Origin of the sequence: Sphingomonas limnosediminicola (assembly GCF_039537965.1) — a bacterium.
Lineage (GTDB): Bacteria > Pseudomonadota > Alphaproteobacteria > Sphingomonadales > Sphingomonadaceae > Sphingomicrobium > Sphingomicrobium limnosediminicola.
Map to the genome: position 1 here is coordinate 1222282 of NZ_BAABBM010000001.1, position 20353 is coordinate 1242634.

A 20353-nucleotide genomic window follows, 5' to 3' on the forward strand; every position below is an offset into this window, starting at 1 on the left:
CTCGATGTCTTTGCGACCCCGGCGCAGCTTTCTGAGCTGCTTCGCTCGTAGCGGCAGCTTTCCACCCATTCCTGCCCTTAGCGCCGCTCAACGAGGCGTCAGATCAATAGATCACTACTTCATTCGGCGCGCAGTGCCGCGGCATGATACGCCGAGCGATAAGTCATAAGAGGGAGGGGACTCCTATGAGCAATTTCGAGTTCATTCTTTCGCTGGTCGTGATCTTGCTTGGCCTCGGGCTGGCAGAGGTGCTCGGGGGATTGGCTCGGATCATGCGGCAGCGCCCGCGGCCGAGTATCGGGTGGGCGACTGGCCTTCTCGCGACGTGGACAATCACGGAGACGATCCTGTTCTGGCGCGTGATCTGGCGCGCTCGCGATGCGTTGCCGAGCACCTCGCCTTCGCTTTTCGCCGGCTTCATTATCAGCGCCCTTTACTATTTCGCGGGAGCGCTGGTGTTCCCGCACCAACTCGAGGGCGTTACCTCGCTGAACCCCTACTTCGACCGCGAGTACAAGAAGGTGGTCGGCGCGCTGCTCGCGGCGAACACCCTTGCCTATTTGCTTCGGCCCCTCGTCATGGGTCGGGCGTCATGGGCCTATATGCAATGGTTCGACTATGCCTCTCTCGTGCTGCTGACGGGGGCAGCGATCGTAGCCGTGGTGACCAAGCGGCGGAACGTCGCCACCGCCTGTCTGGCAGTGGACGTACTAATTGACCTGCTAGATCCAGTGGAAGCGATCATTTGGCCGAATTAACTGCTTGAGCAGCGCATCGCGATGCGGCTCTGCCAGCATGCGTATCCTTCGTCGTTTCGATACAAGGACCCAGTAGCCCGAATGGCAGCTTTCCACCCAATCCTGCCGCGGCAGCTTTCGACCTAGACCGGACTTTAGCACGCCTGCGAGGAGCGGAACCGATCCCCCTTCTATCTTAGTTGGAAAGCAGCTAACCGGTTGTCCAAGCTACGTTTCGGACTGACATTTCCGTCAGCTAACGGCGTCTGAGGAACACATCATGAATGCGCTGGATCGGGAGATCATCCCCGAGAATGAATCTCAGCGCTTGGCCGCTGTGCGCCGACATGAGATCCTCGACACCCCGCCGGACGGAAGCTTTGATCGAGTGACGGCGATGGCCGCCCGCCGCTTCGATGTGCCGATCTCGATTATTAGCATCGTTGATCATGACCGTATCTGGTTCAAATCGCACCACGGCGTTGGCGTCGAAGAGATCGGCCGGGACCCCGGTCTATGCGCTTCCGCAATCCTTTCGAACGAGGCGCATGTCCTGGTCGATGCGAGTATCGACCCGCGCTCGTTGGCCAATCCGTTGGTGGCGGGAGACTTCGGGCTGCGTTTCTATGCCGGTGTTCCGTTGCAAACCTCGGACGGTTTCAACCTTGGGACATTATGCGTCATTGATAAGGTACCCCGTCCAATTGAGCAGGACCAGATCGATGATCTTAAGGATCTGGCATCCTTGGTCGTCGATCAGCTCGAACTGCGCCTGGCCGCCCGCACCGCCATTGCTCACGCGGAGCTGATGGCGCGCGAGATCGATCATCGAGTGATGAACAGCCTGCAATTCGTGTCGGGGCTGCTGACCATGCAAAGCGGAGGGCCAGCCAGCAAGGGTGACGCCTCAACGCGTTTGAAAGAAGCCGCAACGCGCGTTGCCGCCGTCGCTCGAGTCCACAGGAACTTCTATTCCAGCGACACGGAAAAGGCCTCCTGCCTGACGTTCCTGACCCGCCTCTGTGGCGACCTTTCGGACATATGCGGCGTAGCAGTCGAGGTCAGCGGGGACGAAGGGATGGTTCCCACCACATTGATCCAGCCTATCGGTCTTCTGACCAACGAGCTGGTCACAAACGCGGCGAAGCACGGCGCCGGCAAGATAAACGTAATCTACCGGGTCAAGGGAGACCGCCACGAATTGAGCGTCTGCGACCAGGGTCCAGGTGTTCCCGCCGACTTCGATCTGGCTAAATCTGAAGGCCTGGGGATGAAGGTGGTTCGAGTCCTGGCAAAGCAACTTGGCGGCGGCGTCCAGGTCATGCCTAACCCAAACGGGCGGGGTGCATGTTTCCAAGTGGCGTTCGCAATTTAGGGATAAGACCTGCCCGGAAACGGCGAACGGGCGGGCCTTGTTCGTTGCAATGAATATCCCGACTTATCTGCCTGCGGGCGCCGCTGGGTCGCTCGGACATTGGAATTCGCTCCACGCGTGACGGCACCGTGAGTGGCTACCGGACAGTTTCCACCGTCGAAACCCGAGCCAGCTGTGTATTGCGGCAAACGATCGTGACCGAGCCGATCACGGCCTCGCTGGGCCAGCTCCCGGTCACGCTCTGCGCGTCCGGCCGTTGTCCTCCCACGCTCGGCGGCTTCGCATCGAGTTCCACGTAAACATGCGGAGGGGTGCTTTGGAGAACCTGCATGTTCTTCCAGTAAATCTGCCATCCGGCCCATGGGAGAGTCGCACGGCCCGCCACGTGGAGCGTTGCTGGTCGATCAGGCCAGCCCTTTGCATCTACCCAGGCCCGCCAGTCACTCGAGCTCGTGATCGGACATGGCGCGGGCGGCGGAACGGTGGGTGGCGGCACCGTTTGGGGTGAAGCAACGGCTTGCGACCTCTGGCTGCCTGCAGCGGTGCAAGCGGCTAGTAGGCAGGGCAGAGCAAGTGCAGTAGCAAATTTAGACATGATCGTATGAATTACGGACCAGCCAGCCGGTTCCATCTCGCCGGTCAGTGCAGCCCAGTCCCAGCCGATGCGACGCCGAGGGTAGCAGCAGTCGCAACCTCGATAAGCGGTAAGGGCCTCGGCCATGTCGAGCAGTCGCCCCCGCGACTCGCCTAATGTTCGCTTTCCACCCCAAGGCGACATTGGCGCGAGACTGAAGCAAGGCTCTGGACAGTTACGATGGGCCGGGCGGTTCGCTGAAACGGCCCATGAACAGGATCGCACCGGTCGGCTTATCGCGGATTAGGAATAGGAACGGGTGGTCGGCGCGGAACGACCAATGATCGCGTTCGCCCCTAAATGCGATACCTGTTGCTGCGGCCGCTTCGGTTCCCTTCTCATCGACCTTGAGGAAGGTCTTGTGCACGACAGTGTCGATGTACAATGGATTCCCCCGATCGGTAGAAATACCGGTGAAGTTGGCGGCATTCGTGAAGGGGACCCTCATCCCGAGCGCCTTCAATGGCTTCACGAGTTCATAGCTGCTCTCGAACTGCATCTCCGGCAGTTGAACCTCCTCGCCGAAGAGCTTCGCCGAATCTAATCGTTCAAGCCATTTGTCGAGCTTCTCAGGGCTAAGCCCCGCTTCGACGGCGGGGAGTCCGTTTCTCGCGCTGGGCAGGATTACGACCATGCTGAGTCGATTGCCCTTGTATGGAAGCTCAAGCAGTTCGACCGAGTCCGCGGCCGGGTGAACCTCTCCGCCTCCCAGATAAATCGAACGCATATGTTCAGATGACATCATCGGCACGTCGCGGGTCGTGCCGTCCGACAGATAGAAAGGCTGGACCCGGGTCTGGCGAGGGTCGAACGCCTCTCTCCACTGGCCAACGAAATGGACTGCGTTAGTGACCACTAGGGACGTACCTGCATCGAGGTCACCCGGTTTGAAGAGCTTTGGTATACGGCTGTTGGTCTTGCGATCGACCCAATCATTGATCCGGGCCGTGGCTGCTGCTTGATCGCCAAAGTTGAGCGTTTCTACTTCGGAATCATAGCTGCGCTTCGCAATTTCGACGAAGTCCGGCTCGATCGACCAGCCTTTCCCCAGCCAGAGGGCATTTGTGATGCTTACCTGGTGCCCATCGCCGTCGCTTTCCAATCTGTGTAGGATGCTTCCGAGGTCCGCATTCAGCACCTTGTCGTCGGCCGGGAACCCCAGCACCTTGCCAATCTCGGTGCGAGTCTTGCCGCGTGCGCCCACAGCGACGGGGCCGAAAGCGCCGGCCAGGCTGATCGGCGAGATGAAGACGTTTCCGCGGCTGGCCGCGAGCTGACGATAAAGGGCAAGAGCGAACTCGCGATTGCCCTTCGCAATCGTGCGCTCGGCACCTGCGGCAGGTGGCGGCGGAGGAGGCTCCGGAGGGTCTGGAACTATGACCGGTCGCGGCGGCGGGGGCGGAGGCGGAGGCGGAAACTGCGCTTGGGCTGCCGCGACCTCTTCTGGCGAGCTGCAACAGCGCACAAGCGGGGGCGTTGCAGCCGAGCCAGGCGAGTTAGCCGCGCCGGTGCTCATCATCGGCTGTCGTACGGGAGTGGCGCAGGCGCCGAGCAAAAGCGGCGCCATCAAAAGCAATTGTTTCACGCGAGCCGTTAGTCAGGCCGGCGGCTGAAGCTGAACTGAATGTCAGCCGGGCTCGAGACTATCGACGTCCGCTTTCCACCCAGTGCTGGCGCTACCGCCGGACCGGCAGCTTTCCACCCATTCCGGCCATTAGCAGTCAGACGCCTTTTCAGGTCCCATGTGACTTTGCCCAGCGTGTGACCGGCGGGACCGCACCATTTTAAGAGCGTTCGGGCGCTAACGGCCCGACGCGGGGCAAACCGAACGCCGGGCCGAAGACCAATGCCCAATCATTGTGGCGACGGGTTTGGGCCTCACGGCGATCATAGGAAGGCAATTTACAAAAGCCTCTAACCTACGTTCGATATTAGCTTTTTAGCTGGAATTATCGGTAGAAGTGCGATCACGTGCCGTATGAAACCTAGCGAAGCTGCAAGGCGCACGCTCACCGATAAGGCTCTCAGGCGCTCGATAGTCGTGGCGCTCGTTGTCGGAACTGCGCTCAATGTCATTAATCAAGGATCGGAAATGCTCTCCGGCAAGTGGCCGGTGATTTGGAAGCTCGCGCTCACTTACATCGTACATTCCTGGTCTCGAGTTACGGGAGCTACGCGGCGTTCCGAAGCTCGCCCTAACGTCTGACTTCGACCCAGAGTAGTCAACGAACGCACCAGGCGCGGCGGGGACCATCCCCGCTCAGTTGGACCGATCCTTTAGCGCCTTCTTGTGCTTTTTGAGCAGTTTCTGAGCTTCGTCGGCAAGCTCTTTCGCTTGCTCTATGCTGTCACGTAGGGCCGCCTGTGTTTCCTCGATTTTCTGAATGTCTTTGTCGGCCGACTTCGTCATTCCCCACCTCTGGGCGACAAACCTGCACCCAAAGCGTCAGTTCCGACTTTGTCGGGTAAGCGACACGAAAATCGAACGGGTGTTGTAAAGAGATCCGCACTTTTTGCGTCGAAATGTCTGCTTTCGCTCCATTCGTGGGGTTCAAGGGGAGGTTCCGACCAATGCGATACTAGCTCCGGTGCGGCCAAATTGCCTTGGATTGCTTTTCTGTTTCGATTTCGAGCAGGCGCCTGCGATACTCTGCAGCCATGGCGGAATGAATGACTGCCGCTGTTTTGTGCGTCGCAATTGACGCTCGTTCTTCTTCCTGGGCTGCTCGACGGCTGAGATATTCGCGATCGGACATACGTGCACCCTTTCGGTTGCAGAACGACTGCCGGGTGCGATTTCATCCCGCTCCTAAAGACCACTTTGGTTCGAGACACCTACTGGGCGGACGTACGCTGACGGGCAAAGGCGCTGCTGGCTAATGGCAGCTTTCCACCCAAAGCTGCCATTAGCTAGTGGCCAGAATGGGTGGAAAGCTGCCATTGTCAGTGCCGCGTGGCGTTCGCCATCGATGCGCTTATCCATCGCGTCGCCATTTCCATGAAGGTACCCTCTGGCGCGTGAAAACCGCCGCTGATGTCGCGCTCCTTGGCAGACTTGCAGGTTTCCAGAGCTTCATGTTCGCGGCCCAACGCCACGAGCGTTGAAACGACACAAGGCAGGTAACTGTCATTCGTCCCCCCACTGGCTCGACAGAGCTCAAGAAACTCCTCGACGGACCAGCGCCGGACGACATTAGCCAGGTGCTCGTTCGCTGCTGCCAACAAGCGGCCTGCCACTACCGCAACGTCCTCATGTTCCTCAATCGACACTTCGTCGATGTGCGGCGGCCGGCAAGTCCATGCTCCGTTCAAGCGGAATGAAAGCGGAGCATTCTTGTTCTCAAGGAGGCCTACCATGTCCCAAAAAATCGGGTCGATTGTCATGGGTTTTGCCGAAATCGAGACCTTGGTGGACTGCTCATAAATGTAGACGGAAGGGCAGACGCTTACGAACCAACCGGAATCCTCACGGAACAAGCAACCTTCAATCGCCCGCCAACCACTCCCCTTACTAGCCCCCCGAACTGCCTTCTCCAAAGCTCGGCGATAAGCGTGGCGAGCTGATTCCTGCGCCCTCGTAATTTTGACGCCCATGAACTCCGGCAATGGAACCCCCCGCTCGCTAACGTTGCGAGCGTAGGTGCCAATCCTGTCAATGCCAACGTACGCAATCGCTCGAAAGGACGTCCATTCCTAATGGCAGGAATGGGTCGAAACCTGCCACTAGGTGCGGCGTCCCCGCAACAATCTCCGCCAATTTCGATCCGGCCCGGAGACCGCCCTCCTCATCAGGCCGCTCCGTCACTATTTCTCGGACATGAGCGTTCGATGTCTCTTTCGCCTCCACCGCCCGATGCTCATGTCGATCATCCGTCGTGAAGATCGCTTCGCTGCACTTTGCGACGACTGCAGCTTGCCGATCGAGCGCTCAGAAGGAGGCCGCTGGAGCGCATCCGAACCCTTGCTGACACGGCGCGATCAAGCAGCGTAAAGGCCGCTCCTAGCTCAACCGGAAAGAGCGTCGGGCTTCGAACCCGAAGGTTGGGGGTTCGAATCCCTCGGAGCGGGCCAGCAACGTTCCGCCGAGTGTCCGTATGAGATTGGACGAAATTGTGCCGGACAATCTCTTACGGCCGACTGCGGCCGGTCCGTAATGGCCCCGTGACAGCCATTGCCAGGCCTGCTTTGCGGAGCCCGCAAGAGGACATCTGTTCAGGCCGTTGCTAATGGCGGCTTTCGACCCAAAACAGACACTAGCCTGCTCTTGGCAGCTGGGATCTTCCGCCACGCCATCGACGAGAATCAAAACTGACCATCCGCAACGCACCATGGCGGCTGAGTGAGTCTCGGCTGACCCGCCGCTTGCGCCTCCTTCAGATACGTCGCATCCGCGGAAGATGGATTCCGCCCATGAGCACGCGTCAGCTACCGAGCACCGGCATGGATGATTGCCTGTCAGTGATTGGCGAAGTTCCCGATCGCCAGTTTCGCACCGCCATGTCCTTGCTGGCCGACGGCGATAGATCCCAACTGTTGGAAGCGGTCGACCTTATCGGGGACGCCGCCGCGGCTGGGCATGCTGAGGCAACAGAGCGGCGAGCAGTGCTGGAGGCCGTAGGGGTGGTGCAGGCCCCGGACTGGAACAAAGCACTCAATTCTCTTGCTGATGCAGCGGAACTTGGGTCGTCATCCGCCGCGCAGCAGCTGATCTTGCTCGCCGAGAACAGGTTCAAGGCCACTCTCTCTGCCTGCACACATGCAGGCACCTGGCGTGAGATGCGCTCGCGGATATCGATCTCCGAACGCCTACGACCGCCCGAGCCGAATGGTCTAACGCTCTCTCGGGACCCCTTCGTTCGAGCAATCGATACTTTGTGCAGCAGTGCCGAGTGCCAGTGGCTCATCGCCGCTGCGACGCCACGCCTCGAGCGTGCGGAGGTCTTCGGTGCGGGTGTGGATCGTGGGCGCACAAATCAGTCCGCAGTTTTGAGTCTGTCGGACACCGATCTCGTGGCTCAGATGATCCGCACCCGTATCGCCAATGAGCTGGGCGCTCCCCTTCCGTGCCTGGAGGTGCCTCAAGTGCTCCGATACGCTGTCGGAGAGGAGTTCGTTCTGCACTGCGACTTCCTCGATCCCAAGCTCCTACAAGATGAAATTGATCGCGCCGGCCAGCGGTCAGCGACGTTCCTGATCTACCTCAACCAGGACTTCGACGGAGGAGAGACAAGCTTTCCAGTCCTTGGCATCGACCACCGCGGAAACACGGGGGACGGCTTGGTGTTCGGCAATCTCGATCACTTCCGCGCGCCCGACCCGCGCACACAGCATGCGGGCAAGCCGCCAACGCGGGGCGTGAAGTGGGTCTTTTCGCAATGGATACGCGATCGCTACGCCGCTTGACGCAGAAGTCGTAGCGACGCTCTAATCGTGATTTCGAAAGGCTCGGTCCGGGTGTTCCGCCAAGCGGTCAAACTCCGTAGCCACCCTTAACAGGAATGGAGCTTCCGGCCGGCCCACGTAGGCAAGCGCCTTGCGACGGCAAGTCTCCGCCTCTTCTTGATAGGTGAGCTTTTCCACAACCGTCGTTTACCGCAGAGAATTGAAGCGCAGGCCAACAGATATGCTTAGCGAATAATTCATGCCGCCCGAAATGACGGGCAACATTCGCACGCTGTGGTGGAGCATCGCCATGTCTTCCTGCAAGTGTTGAGGAAGCTGACCTGCCGGGTGGCTCATAATGACGGTCAGCGTCATCCTCGGGAAAACGGCCGACAGATGGACATTCCAAAACCGCGGCAGGAGAACCGGGTGCCGTCAAGCGGTCTAACTGCGACCCGCGGCCTAGGGTGCCGGAGGCGAGCGTCAGCGTCGCCGCTGGCCCGCAAGACTCGAAGAGAGCAGGACGACCAGGGCAATCGTCAGACCATTATTTCTTACGCACTTCGGAAATAAGGTCGAGATAGGCTGAGCGGCAGCTTCCCACCCAAAACTGCCATTATGCTGGAGGAGGAATGGGTCGAATGCTGACGTTGGGTAGCATGCAGCGAACTTGAACCGCCACTGACCCCCGCGTTCAGATGCTCCTAAAACATTGAGCGCTATGCATCTCCGCGGGAGAGACTTCGAGGGAGAGTTTCGTGGCGTTTGCGAAGTCGTGGAATGTTTTAGCTTTGTCGGGTCTGGTCATGTTGCCAGAGGTTGCGATCGCGCAGCAGGCACCTACGGCCAGCATCGCAGAGATGGCCAGTACTCCGCTGGTACGCGTCAATATCACCGAAGCGTTGCGAACCCCTCCTGATGAGGCGAGCATGACGGTTGGGACGCAGGCCAAGGCGCCCACGGCAACTGCGGCAGTGGCCGCCAATAAAGCTAAGACGGAGAATCTGCTTGCGAGCATCCGCGCTGCCGGCATTCGCGAGCGGGACATCCAGACGCAGGGCATCCAGCTGCAACCTGATTATCGTTGGGACAATGTGCCCGGCGGCCCAGGGCGGCAAACGCTGATTGGCTACATTGCCAGCAACTCAGTGCAGATTAAGACGCGCGACATCGAGAAGCTGACTTCCCTCCTCGACGCCCTGACGACGGCAGGAGCGGACTCCGTCTATGGTCCGAACTTCGGGATCTCCGATCCCTCTCCTCTGCGGCGGGAGGCACGCATTCGCGCGATGGCGAGGGGAAAGGCCGAAGCGTCCGAATACGCGCGAAACAACGGCTTCACTTCCGTACGGCTTCTGTCGGTCGAGGAAGGAACTTCGTACAGGGGCGCAGACGTCATCGTCACCGGCTCGCGCATTGCTCCCGTTGCGGCGCCTCCTCCTCCGCCGCCGCCTGCACCGGAGCGCGATAGTGGTATCGTGGCTCCAGGGCAGTTGGAAACGAGCGTCTCGCTCAATTTGCTCTATCGGATGGAGCGCTAAGATCTGCGCTGGCAGCATGTCAGCGATAGTCAAAGCTGCCGCGGCCGGATTGGGTCGAGAGTTGCAGCGGCCTGAATGAGCGCGTGGCGGACATCCCTGCCCTACGTCCAGCTTTGGCAGTTAGCGGATCGTCCGCTTAGCGGCAGCTTTCGACCCGAAGCTGCCAGCAGCCAAGCGTAGGTTCGGTCAATGCAGAGATTAGGCCCTCGTTAGGTCCTGCGCAGTAAGACCTCAGGGATGGAAAGTGATCGTAAGGACGAGGGACGCATTGCAGCAGGCTCGCGTCCCGCGAATGCGGCGGAGTTCATCGAAAGCCTGGATCGACGACGTCAAGCACAAGATCGACTTGAGCAAGATCTGCTGCACGACGTGCCGCTACTCTACGGGTCGCCTGGCGAGGTAGGCTTTCACGACCCAAGAGATGGGCCGGGGGACCCGGGCATCATAATCGCACGGATTCATCGGGAAGAGATGCTGAGAGGCAATGGCGTCGACACATTTGGCGCATCTGGAGACAGGTCTGACGTTCGGCTGCCATTCGAGCGCACACTCATATGGTTGGTGTTCTTGCTCTGTGCGATCGAACTCTTGGCGAAATTCGCTTAGCGGCTAACGTCGGACGACCTAAACGTCTGTTTTCAACCCATTCCGGCCACTAGCTAATGGCATTTGGGTGGAAAGCGATCTCTTGGTTGGGCGAGTTTACGTCGTCGTTTCGAGCACGCTCGTCCGAGCGATGAAGGAGTCGCCGGTCGTTCCAGGTTGAGTAGAGCACCAGCCCAGCCACTAGGATGACGACGATGATTAGTGCAGCGGGCATGCTCCTAGCCTGCGCCCGCTCTTCAACGTCCGCAATAGGTCGAAAGGTGCCGCGAGCGTGGTAGTATTCGGAATGCGCTATGTCGCCCCTTCCGCGCTCGCGATCCTCATGATTGTTGGATGTAACACCGCCCCTCCCGAGCTCGCGGCAGGTTTCCCGGTTAGGAATGAGGCCCGCGCGATTAGTATCGCGAAGTACGTTTGCCGCCGAGAGACCGTCCCGGGTTTGCAATGGCGAGCAAGCTTCATTGCCTCGAAGAGAAAGTGGATCGTCGACACGGAGCCCAGCGTGCACAAGAGCGGTGATCCGCTCCGGGTGGTCGACATCCCAATAGATGGGCCTCTTCCATCATTGTGCCAGGCTAGCCTGTACGATCTTGTCGGGCCCTAGCGGCAAGTTTGGGTGGAAAGCTGCCGCTAGCTTAATCGCGGCATCGAAGAAGGTCATAAAACCCACTGACTGCGGGTGAGGCTAGATGCCTATTACTGCCTTCTCCGATCGCGGTCTCAATTAGTGACAACCGGTCGTTGACTACTCGGAACACCAACATCCCGGCATAATCGACTGGAACGGCCACGCCTTCCCGCTCCTTGCTCTCGATAATGGGCTGAGTTGGCTTAACGACAACTGCCGTCAGGGTTGGGTCCTCGTTGTCTTGGTTCATGCTGACGATGCGGAACATCACCAGCCGCTGTTTGCCTTTGGGATAATACGCACTTGACCGTCGCGGAACGACATACGGTTCTCGGAGCAGGGCCGTTGCCCATTGGTCCAATCGGCTTCTGTCACAGGGTTAGCGCCGGATCGCGAGCAAGCGGAGATAAGAGAATGCCGCCACAACTAGGCGACGGCACTCTCCACCCTCAAATGGTACTTAGGCCAATCGCGTTCCGAACTGCGCCTTCCGCCCCCGACGCGCCGCGAAGCCAATCGCGCCGAAGCCCGCGAGCATCATGGCCCAAGTGCTAGGTTCCGGCACCGCTCCTGGCGGCGTTGGCGTGGTTCCAATAGTGCCACCTTGGACGAATACGGCGGAATCATAGTTCGCATCCCCGACATCGGCGATGTTGAAGCTTAACGTATACGTCGCGCCCGGCGTTAGCCCGGCCGCTGAAGCCGTAAGCACGTCAGTGAAGCCGTCGAGCTCAAACGGATAAACCGCGGGTGAGTTGTTGTTATAATAGGCCGAGTTAGAGCCCAAGTTCACGTTATTGATCGTAACGTCACCGCCGCCGCCCGGCACCTGAGCAAGATTGACGTTGGAGAAGCCAGGCCCGTTCAGAAGGAGCTGGAAGGAATCATTGAACTGACTTCCGACGTACTCATTGTATTCTTCAGAACCAAATACGTAATTGAAGAAGAGACTATCTGAGTCCAGCGTGAAGGTCAGCACCAAAGAACTGTTCGCGCCGCCGCCCGTGCAGCTCCCGCTGGTATTCGCGTTCCCGACACAACCAAGCGAACCCGTCGTCAGAACCACACCCTGGCTAATGCCAATTGCAGAACCATTGGTGAAGAAGCCGTTCTGGGTATCGCTATTCAGCGTCGCGCCGGTGAGGTGGAAGCCCGAACCCGCGAGTGCATTCCCCATTGCAGTCGCGTCACTTGATGCGACTGTGTCAACGGCCAGCGCCGGGCTGGCGCAAGCGGCAAAAACCGATGCAGATAGTAGCAAAAACTTATTCATCTGATGACCTCCCCTGATTACGCGGGCGCTCGGCATCCCTAAGACCGTCAAACACCCGACTCGGTCGGGCGAATTAATGCATTAACTTTTTATTAACCACAATAGCTTCCATGCACAATTTTTACCGCACTTGTGGTGGCAGCGAGCGGACTCTCGAACGAGCTCTCTTATGGCAGAAATGGGTCGAAAGTGGCCGCGACAAGTTTCGGCGAAAAGTTCACGCGGATGCCGCGCTTTCAGCGCCACAAACGTCGTCCAGAATCCGCTGTTTGAAGCGACGCGCTAGACAAACTGAAGCATTGCTTGGCATTTCGTGATACTGACGAGGTCCCCTAATGGAATTGGGAGTCGGCTATGTCGCGTATCATCGTCGCCGCAATTGCACTCTGCGCCGCTGCTGCGGCCCCAGCGCAAACCATCAGCATCGAAAACTCTAACGCTTCCGTGAAGCCGCCGCCGCTTCCAGAAAACAATCTCGAGCAAGTCGTCTGCGAGCGCGTGGTGCGGACCGGCAGTCGACTAGCAATCGACAAAGTCTGCCTGACCGTCGCCGAGTGGAAGGAGAAGCGCGACGTCCAGCGCTGGGATTTCGAGCGCGTTCAGCGGGTCGTAAACCAGGAGCCTTCCGATCTGGCGGGATATACCCGTTAATCGGGAACTCCGAAGTAGAACTCGACCTCCAAACTCGGCTTCGGATGAACATCCTAGCCACTGGGGAGAGCTCGCGTCAGTTTGGGGTCGAAATCATACGTTACGCCATCAAAGCTCGCGGCGGCCAGCCCGAACAAGACAATCCTGACGGCAGGTCGTCATCACGCCTCGACAGACGGTTAACAAAACGTTAACGCAAGTTGCGAGGAGACATGGCATGACGGCTCCCTCGTTCAACCGGGTACTATTCAGTTTCATAGTTCTGCTGGCGAGCACCTCCGCGTCGGCCGCCGATTTCCACTTTAGCACGGGTAGCCCGGATAGCTTGATGGCAACCGCCTCCCGGCCCGCGTCTGGGCCTACGATCGAAATCGAAACCGCAGACGACTTCCTGCTCCCCCAGGAGACCGTGCTCACCAGCGGGACCTTCACAGGACTGATCCCTATTGATTCGAGCTTATCGGATGTGCAGAACGTCGTGGTCGAAATTTATCGCATATTTCCGCTAGATTCCTCTGACCCACCGTCGGGCGATGTTCCCTCGCGCATCAACTCGCCTTCGAACGTGGCATTCCTATCTAGAGATGTGATTTCTGGCGCCTTGTCGTTCAGCGGATCTACGATAAGCTCGACGTTCACCGCTGCCAACAGTGTCATTGCCGGCATCAATCCGTCTCCTAACAGCTTCACGGGCGGCGAAGGGCCTGTCAGGGGCTCTGAAGTTCTGTTCACATTCGACTTTCTGACGCCTGTTGATTTGCAGGCCGGGCATTATTTCTTCGTGCCGCAAGTTCAACTTGCGGGTGGGGATTTCCTGTGGCTGTCGGCGCCTCATGGCATCGGGGCAACTCCCGACCTTCAGACCTGGATACGCAATGGTAATCTCGCGCCAGACTGGCTGCGGATAGGGACTGACATTACTCATCAGGGTCCCTTCAACGCCGCATTCAGCTTAGACGGTTACAGCGTGCCGGAGCCTTCGAGTTGGACCCTGATGCTGGCTGGCTTCGGCCTGCTCGGCCTGGGCCTCAGACGAAAACGGAACGTGCGACAATTCAGGGCAGAGAGTTGCTAAGCGGCGCCAAGCCTAATCTTTTCCCATCGCCGTAGCGACCGGAATGGGCCGAAATTTGCCTCCGGAGGCGCAATTCGGGGTGGAACGTTGATCTGAGAAGAAAGGCAAAGCCTGGATCTGTTTGCCTGTCAGTAATCTATGCTGAAGAGAATTAACGGAGATCGTTATGGCAAAGTTACTTATGCTCGTCGCGGCAGGACTTGCCCTTTTCGCGACTCCCGCCGCCGGAGCGACCAACTTCATCGCGAGCTTGACGACTGGTCAGGAAACGGCGCCGATTACCCCGTCGCAAACGGATGGATCTCCACGCCCGCAAGCATTCGGCAATGGAACGTTTACTCTCAACGATGCCGAGACCGCGCTTGTTTATAGCCTGACGGTCTTCAACATTGACTTCACAGGCACTCAGACAGCGGACATCAACGACAATCTAGTCGCAGCGCATGTACATGTCGGGCCGACCGCAATGCCCGGCTCAAATGCGCCAGTCGTGTTCGGTTTCTTAGGATCACCGTTCAACGACAACAACCCGAACGACGTAGTCATCTCGCCATTCGGCTCGGGCGTCGGTGGCACGATAAGTGGCAAATGGGATTCTCCCGAGGGAAACAACACTACGTTAGCGGCTCAAATTGCGAACTTATTAGCCGGGCTTTCGTACGTAAATTTCCACACGGTGCAGTACCCTGGCGGGGAGATCCGCGGCGCGCTGGCTCCCCAGGCCGTGCCTGAAGCGAATACTTGGGCGATGATGATGTTTGGGTTTGTGGTCCTAGGCGCCGCGGTACGTCACAATCGCAAGCAAAGCCCCTTCGCGATTGGTCGACAGCCACACCCTCATCCCTGAGACGCTGAGGTCAGCTTCGGATCAAAAGTTGTCACTGCGCTATCGGCAGGAACGGGTGGAAAGCGGACAGTCGCTGACATAGTGCTCGACGTGATGAGACACCTCTCACCAAAAAGCATCGGCGGATGACTGAGTGAGCGAGCGCCGCAGCTCGACGCGATGTTCGGTGCAGGACAATATCGGATCAAAGAGATCAACGAGGACGTCGCTGTGGTGAGTGCGACCAAGATCGAACTGAAGTTCGTGTTCGATCGAGAACGAATGCGCGATGTGGCGGCCTTGATTACGTTGCGTGAAGTGCCCGACGACCTCGAAGTGCCGATGCCGGTCGAGATTTGGATCCGCTTTCTGGGGGAGCAGGCCGCTCCTTTAGTCAAAGAAGGAAGGGGCATCATAACCGTTCCGCCTGACGAGCAGATAGAGGATCAGCTAAAGTGGGTCGCACTTCTCAGGCGCGAGGTGTTCACATCTACAGCGAGAACTCGCGACGCAGCTTACTTCGTAAGAGGGTACCACATTGCGAATAATGACTGGGGAAGTGGAGGCGGCAGCTGGACTGACGATTGATCACGTCTTTCGTCACATGTCCGTAACTGGTCGCTAGCGGCAGCTTTGGGTCGAAAGCGGACACAGAACTCTCAACGTCCGCGGTCCTTTCTCTGCTGAAGAGCCGCTGCGTGAGTTTGTGTCACCCCGTCGTCGGCTTGATCAGGCTCGTGCTTCTATTGTCCTTGCTCGAGGCCTTGCTGGTTTTCGTGAGTTTCACGAAGAACTTGAACATACTGAGCCAATGTCTCGGCCAGTCGGCGGTGCATCAGCAGTTGGAACGGACGCAAATCTCCCTGATTTGAGGCGGTTTCCAAGGCATCCAGGTATTCGGATCGATCCTCGGGCCGCACTGCGACCGGCCTATAGCCGTCGCGAACCAGTAAGAGGTTCATCAAGAGGCGTGCTGTTCTACCATTGCCGTCGGCGAACGGATGGATTCCAACCAGCCGGAAGTGAGCGTCGAAGGCTGCATCGATCGTTGTCGGAGAATGCGAGAGATTGTGACCAAACTCCTGCATCATCAATTGCTCTGAGCAAGCCATCGAACGTTGCACTTAGATCGACCGGCCATGCGCAGGCAATTGATTGCCCGACACTTCGAAGCTCTTCGTGCATCAATAAGCCCACGCTTACGTCGCGGTCGTCAATCATGGCTGCCCCCGTTTGATAATTCAGGAACGCTGCCAAGTGATTGTTGTGCCGACTGTTTCGCAGGCGGTTAGAACAGTCAATTATACTGAATGCTAATTGCGCGATAGCGGCAGGTTCGGGTCGAGAGCTCCCACTCCGCACGTGCAAGGAGTATCAGCAGTGAGTACGGAACGCCGTTAGCTTATTGCGCAATGTAGCTGTCGAGGGCGTCCAAATCGATGCCGATGATGTAAGTCTCTCGTATCCTTCTCTCGGCGGTTCCTTCGTAGTCGTAGATGCGCACATCCAGCGCATGGACTAATTCGCCGGTGGGGCACGGGCCGTCAGTCTTGGTCGGTAGAGCACTAGGCCCTCAGGTGCTGTGCTCAAAGAAGCATGGCGGCAAAACCTCATGCTCAGGAGCACGACGGAACTCGCAGATGACAGTTGCATCTGCGCGATCTACCCGTTCACGGAAAGCGTAACCGATGCATGATGCCGTGTCCCGATTCAGGACGTCTGTTCACAAAAAAGCTGGGGAAACGATTTCACTAACCGGCGTTTGGTTAACTCCACGATAAAGCCCAGGGAAATTCCAAATGCATCGGATGATCACTGCACTTGCGACGGCGGCAGTTATTGCTCTTTCGCCGACAACGGCCAACGCAACGAATGTTGTGCTCACGCCGAATACTACCTTCGGTTCGCCTCCGGGCGAGTTTGCCTATTTCTTCACCAGCGGCGGCATTTCAGGGCCGATTGATGCCACCTTTGGCCACCAGGGCATACCTGGCGTGACCAGCGCCGCAGGAACTGCGTTCACGGACATGTTCAACTTCATCATCAACGACAACGGCGTTGGAAGCGGATCCGTTACGACGGAGGTTTCGTTCGCAGGTATCGGCGGCCCCACGGACACGGATCTCCTATCAGTGTTTGTGAATGGCGTTCTGGCTACCCACACGGTCAACAATGGGCTGACCGACCAGTGGTCAGTCACTAATGTTCCGATCTTCTTTGGGATTGCCAATAACATCACGATCAACGGGATTTCGCGTGGCCAGGGCCACTATGCGGGCACCGCGGAATTTACGCCGGTGGCCGCTGTCCCCGAACCCGCAACTTGGGCGATGATGCTTTTCGGCTTTGGCGCAGTTGGGTTTAGCATGCGTCGTAAGCGTGCGGCCACTGTGATCCGCCAGATCGCGTAAGCTGATTAGCGACGCACGGAGGGGCGGTCCGGCAACGGGCCGCCCTTTTTGTTGACGCGCCACCCATAACTTGGGCGGCTGCCGCCCTTGGTGGCCTGCGTTTTGGGGGTTTGCGACGTCGTCGCCTCCCTTGTTTTGACCGCGCTTTTGTTCGCCAGGCGCTCCGACTCGGACACGGCTTAAGCACCTTCGCGAGGTCACTGTAGTGGGTACAGCGACCTTGAATCTACTTCTAACGGCGGCTCGGACTGCGTCAATCGAGAATAACTGTCTTCTTCTGCCATTGCGGCGGAAACTATCAAGCAGACAGCCGGTCGTAGTCGCTTCCCTTTACCCATGTCCTGAACCGCTCGAATGCAGGAACATCCCCCGATCGCGGCGTACGCTGCTCCATCCTTTCGGCGAGCCATTGCAGCCACTCGAACAAGTTTGGCCAGCCGTTCTGCCTTCGCTCGTCGATATACGGCCGCAGCTTTTGCCAGCACAGCACTGTCACCCCACGATAGGAATCGGCATACATTTCAATTGGGACGTGACCTCGCGCAACTAAGGGGCCCAGACTTTCGAAGAGCGCAAGCACACCCATCACCGCACCGAAATTTTTCCCGAGACTGCGTGTGAGTTGCGCCTCAGTTAGCCCGTCCGGGAGGCCATGGATCAACATCAATGCTTCGGCGGCCTGAGGTGCCTGCAGCGGTCGCAGTAACTCGATGCCCGCTTGGACTTCGCGCTGGAGGCGAAGCTGCCGTAGCTGAACCAGGCCGAAGACCACTCCGATGATAACTGCCAAGGTTTCCAAGGCTTGCAGGATCAGGTCCCAAGACATCTGCCGGTGTCTCCGTTGCGGTCTTCCAAGGCCTATCAGAAGCTGCCTCGTCCGCAACGAGTTCTAGAACACCTAGTCTCCGCCTGCTCCGCACCGAAGCTGACACTAAGCTACCGGCAGCTTTGGGTCGAAAGCCGCCATTCCACTAATGGCGCGGTCTCTAGCAAGTATGGTCTACAGTACTTGGCTGGCTTCATTCGCACTAAAGCTCAGGTACAGTCTGAGTCGCTCGGGCTTCATCCGAAGCAAGGCTAAGGGTTCATCCACGCCACGAAATCATGATAGCATCCGCAAAAGTCGAACGTCTTCTGATGAATTTAAGACAGGGTACCGCCAAAGGCAAACTTGTCGGCGTATGGTTTGCATCCAATGATGTCGACTTAATCGATGAGTGGCGCAGGAATCTCCCGACTTGCCTTCCAGGCCCGAGGCCATTCGTCGTTTAGTTGCGATGGGATTGAAGCCCTAACCACCTATTCGCTTCAAGTGGCCGGTTTCGTCCACCGTCACAATGATGGAAATCGCTGTTCCGCTGTTGCATTACGGTTAAGATATCATTAATTAAGAACCGCTGAGTCGGTTAGCAATCCTCGCGACTGCGCAGCAGGAGCTCGACGGCCGTTCGTTTGGCACACCCTCCAAGGGGCAATGGAAGGGAATCATATGCGACGCATTGTCTTGATAAGCCTTATCGGTGCGGGCTTCACTTTAACGCCCGTGGCATCTGCGCAAGCAGCTTTAACGCTGGTTGGAACCTTTGAGGGGAACCAGTGCGGCGGCGCGGGAGGGTTCGCTGCCTGTTGGGCAAGCGGAACCACCGCCGGGACCGGCGCGGTTCTCAAGACCCCGGGTGGGTCACCGTCGATCAGGAGGATTGACAGTGACGGGCCTGGCGATTTCGGTAGCTTTGGAACGATTGATGGCTCGGAATTCACCACGAGCTATGTCGCGGGCACGAATACGCTCTCATTCACCTACACGCCGGGAGCGGGGGATCCGACTATTCATTATATTGGTCTTTTCCAAGGCGGCTCCGGCCCCGGGAACGACTTTAAGAACACGTACCGCCTCTTTTATGATTCAAGTCCGATCACGGCCGGGTCCTTCGCCTTGAGCACATATTTTGATAATCCGGGATGGTCACATATCGACTTCTTCGACACCGGCAGCCCGTCGGTTCCGGAATCTGCAACCTGGGCGATGATGTTGCTGGGCTTCGGTCTCGTTGGCATGGTAATGCGCCGCAACCGGAAACTGCCTCGCAACCTAATGCAACTCGCCTAGAATCGTAGCTCGTTTCTAGCTACCGCGGCCCGGCTAACCCCGGGTCGCCCTTTCTCCCATCTCGCGCCAAACATGGCCTTTCGAGGCGACCTAGCAGTTGGTTTTGTTAATGGCATCTTTGGGTCGAAACCTGCCACTGGCATTATTGTACTGTTCTCGAATCGTTCCGCTCGGTCTAGGCCGCTGATCTTGAAGGCGCTCGACCAACAGGTCGACCAAGGCCCGGAGTCGGGGCAGCCGCTTGAGATCCCTGTGGAAGCCAAGCCAATTGTCGCGGCTCGGAGGATCCGAGCCGAGATCCACCACTTCGATCCCGGCCGTCGCTTCGCAAAGCGCTTTGGGGAGGACAGCGAGCCCCGCGCCAAGCGCACATAGCTTCGCCTGCATGTCGCGACTGTTGCTGCGCATGGCAATATGCGCGTTCGGCAGGATCCGCCTCAGCCAGGAGATGTCCGGCATTCCTCCAAAGGCGGTGTCCATCACGATCAACGGGCAGCCTTGGCCATCGCCCGGGACTGGCGCCCACTGCCCGGGCTTCGCGTAGACCGCATAGGGCACGGTGATCAGCCTTCGCGCGATCACCTCCGGCTCGTCGAAGGCGGCGATGCGGATGACGAGGTCGGCCTCGCGGCGGGCGAGGCTGTAGATCCGGGCGTCGGTGAGCGTCTCCACGATCACGGCGGGGTGAAGATGCGCGAATTCCGCCAGGATCGGCGCCACCATGATCCGTCCGAACCAGTCCGAGCAGGTCAGGCGCAGCATACCTTCGAGCGCGCCGCTCCGGCCCGTGAGTTCGCGCGCCAAGGCCAGCGCTTCCGCCTCCATGCCCTCGGCATGGCGGAGCAGGATCTCCCCTTCGTCGGTCAGAACATGTCCTGCCGCGGAGCGCTGGAACAGCGTCGCGCCGACTGCGTCCTCCAGCGCCCGCAAGCGCCGCCCCATCGTCGGCTGCGACTGTTTCAGCCGACGGCCGGCACCGCCGAGGGTTCCCTCCCGCGCGATCGCGAGAAAAACCCTCAGATCACTCCATTCGATCGGTGGGTCAGACACCATCGATCCATTCAAAAGTGAATGGACTTGGTGCGACTTTCGCGAGTTCATGTC

General features: G+C 58.5%; 20 protein-coding genes and 1 tRNA gene. 11 read left to right on the forward strand and 10 right to left on the reverse strand.

All coding sequences use genetic code 11. The features are described 5' to 3' along the window. Positions 1-185 precede the first annotated feature (185 nt). Both ABD704_RS06215 and ABD704_RS06220 read left to right on the forward strand, forming a co-directional pair. Positions 186-758, forward strand: a complete 573-nt coding sequence (locus ABD704_RS06215) for a hypothetical protein (protein WP_344698809.1) — start codon at positions 186-188, stop codon at positions 756-758. Between the two features lie 367 nt (positions 759-1125). After that, complete coding sequence (locus ABD704_RS06220; RefSeq protein WP_344698810.1) at positions 1126-2112, forward strand: sensor histidine kinase; 987 nt, start codon at positions 1126-1128, stop codon at positions 2110-2112. A gap of 809 nt (positions 2113-2921) precedes the next feature. On the opposite strand, the gene ABD704_RS06225 is transcribed toward ABD704_RS06220, so the two are convergent. The 4 genes from ABD704_RS06225 to ABD704_RS06240 form a co-directional block, all read right to left on the reverse strand. Beyond that, positions 2922-4331, reverse strand: a complete 1410-nt coding sequence (locus tag ABD704_RS06225; protein WP_344698811.1) for a serpin family protein — start codon at positions 4329-4331, stop codon at positions 2922-2924. Between the two features lie 675 nt (positions 4332-5006). Further along, on the reverse strand, positions 5007-5156 hold the full coding sequence (locus tag ABD704_RS06230) for a hypothetical protein (RefSeq protein ID WP_344698812.1): 150 nt from the start codon (positions 5154-5156) through the stop codon (positions 5007-5009). Positions 5157-5325: 169 nt separating this feature from the next. Then, entirely contained in the window at positions 5326-5502 is a 177-nt protein-coding gene (locus tag ABD704_RS06235; protein WP_344698813.1) for a hypothetical protein, read from the reverse strand. 187 nt (positions 5503-5689) lie between these two features. Continuing rightward, entirely contained in the window at positions 5690-6340 is a 651-nt protein-coding gene (locus ABD704_RS06240) for a hypothetical protein (RefSeq protein WP_344698814.1), read from the reverse strand. A gap of 400 nt (positions 6341-6740) precedes the next feature. On the opposite strand from ABD704_RS06240, the gene ABD704_RS06245 reads away from it, so the two are divergent. Together ABD704_RS06245 and ABD704_RS06250 are read left to right on the forward strand one after the other, a co-directional pair. After that, positions 6741-6817: transfer RNA gene (locus tag ABD704_RS06245), tRNA-Arg, on the forward strand. Between the two features lie 339 nt (positions 6818-7156). Continuing rightward, positions 7157-8149, forward strand: a complete 993-nt coding sequence (locus ABD704_RS06250; RefSeq protein ID WP_344698815.1) for a prolyl hydroxylase family protein — start codon at positions 7157-7159, stop codon at positions 8147-8149. Positions 8150-8335: 186 nt separating this feature from the next. Here ABD704_RS06250 and ABD704_RS06255 read toward each other — a convergent pair whose 3' ends face one another. Beyond that, the gene (locus ABD704_RS06255; RefSeq protein ID WP_344698816.1) at positions 8336-8503 is read right to left on the reverse strand and encodes a hypothetical protein; all 168 of its coding nucleotides are present in this window, start codon (positions 8501-8503) and stop codon (positions 8336-8338) included. 485 nt (positions 8504-8988) lie between these two features. Between ABD704_RS06255 and ABD704_RS06260 the strand changes: the two genes are divergently transcribed. Next, positions 8989-9669, forward strand: coding sequence for an SIMPL domain-containing protein (locus tag ABD704_RS06260; RefSeq protein WP_344698817.1), 681 nt, complete (start codon positions 8989-8991; stop codon positions 9667-9669). Between the two features lie 655 nt (positions 9670-10324). Here the strand turns inward: ABD704_RS06260 and ABD704_RS06265 are convergent. Continuing rightward, positions 10325-10489, reverse strand: a complete 165-nt coding sequence (locus ABD704_RS06265; RefSeq protein ID WP_344698818.1) for a hypothetical protein — start codon at positions 10487-10489, stop codon at positions 10325-10327. An 874-nt stretch (positions 10490-11363) separates the two neighbouring features. Then, positions 11364-12176, reverse strand: a complete 813-nt coding sequence (locus ABD704_RS06270; protein ID WP_344698819.1) for a choice-of-anchor L family PEP-CTERM protein — start codon at positions 12174-12176, stop codon at positions 11364-11366. Positions 12177-12530: 354 nt separating this feature from the next. Here ABD704_RS06270 and ABD704_RS06275 point away from each other — a divergent pair, with 354 nt between their 5' ends. From ABD704_RS06275 to ABD704_RS06290, 4 genes are all read left to right on the forward strand, one after another. Next, on the forward strand, positions 12531-12827 hold the full coding sequence (locus ABD704_RS06275) for a hypothetical protein (protein WP_344698820.1): 297 nt from the start codon (positions 12531-12533) through the stop codon (positions 12825-12827). Positions 12828-13044: 217 nt separating this feature from the next. Further along, complete coding sequence (locus ABD704_RS06280) at positions 13045-13902, forward strand: PEPxxWA-CTERM sorting domain-containing protein (RefSeq protein WP_344698821.1); 858 nt, start codon at positions 13045-13047, stop codon at positions 13900-13902. A gap of 166 nt (positions 13903-14068) precedes the next feature. Next, positions 14069-14749 (forward strand): CHRD domain-containing protein, encoded by a 681-nt coding sequence (locus tag ABD704_RS06285; protein ID WP_344698822.1) that lies wholly within the window; start codon positions 14069-14071, stop codon positions 14747-14749. A 159-nt stretch (positions 14750-14908) separates the two neighbouring features. Further along, positions 14909-15316, forward strand: a complete 408-nt coding sequence (locus ABD704_RS06290) for a hypothetical protein (RefSeq protein ID WP_344698823.1) — start codon at positions 14909-14911, stop codon at positions 15314-15316. Between the two features lie 155 nt (positions 15317-15471). On the opposite strand, the gene ABD704_RS06295 is transcribed toward ABD704_RS06290, so the two are convergent. Next, positions 15472-15816, reverse strand: coding sequence for a Fic family protein (locus ABD704_RS06295; protein ID WP_344698824.1), 345 nt, complete (start codon positions 15814-15816; stop codon positions 15472-15474). 711 nt (positions 15817-16527) lie between these two features. Here ABD704_RS06295 and ABD704_RS06300 point away from each other — a divergent pair. Next, on the forward strand, positions 16528-17139 hold the full coding sequence (locus tag ABD704_RS06300; protein ID WP_344698825.1) for an FxDxF family PEP-CTERM protein: 612 nt from the start codon (positions 16528-16530) through the stop codon (positions 17137-17139). Positions 17140-17437: 298 nt separating this feature from the next. Here the strand turns inward: ABD704_RS06300 and ABD704_RS06305 are convergent, their stop codons facing one another. Beyond that, on the reverse strand, positions 17438-17965 hold the full coding sequence (locus ABD704_RS06305; protein ID WP_344698826.1) for a DUF4760 domain-containing protein: 528 nt from the start codon (positions 17963-17965) through the stop codon (positions 17438-17440). 663 nt (positions 17966-18628) lie between these two features. Between ABD704_RS06305 and ABD704_RS06310 the strand changes: the two genes are divergently transcribed. Further along, positions 18629-19249 carry a PEPxxWA-CTERM sorting domain-containing protein gene (locus ABD704_RS06310; protein ID WP_344698827.1) on the forward strand — a complete coding sequence of 207 codons (621 nt, stop codon included), beginning with the start codon at positions 18629-18631 and terminating at the stop codon, positions 19247-19249. 90 nt (positions 19250-19339) lie between these two features. Here ABD704_RS06310 and ABD704_RS06315 read toward each other — a convergent pair whose 3' ends face one another. Beyond that, positions 19340-20302 (reverse strand): LysR family transcriptional regulator, encoded by a 963-nt coding sequence (locus ABD704_RS06315; RefSeq protein WP_344698828.1) that lies wholly within the window; start codon positions 20300-20302, stop codon positions 19340-19342. Between the last annotated feature and the right edge of the window lie 51 nt (positions 20303-20353).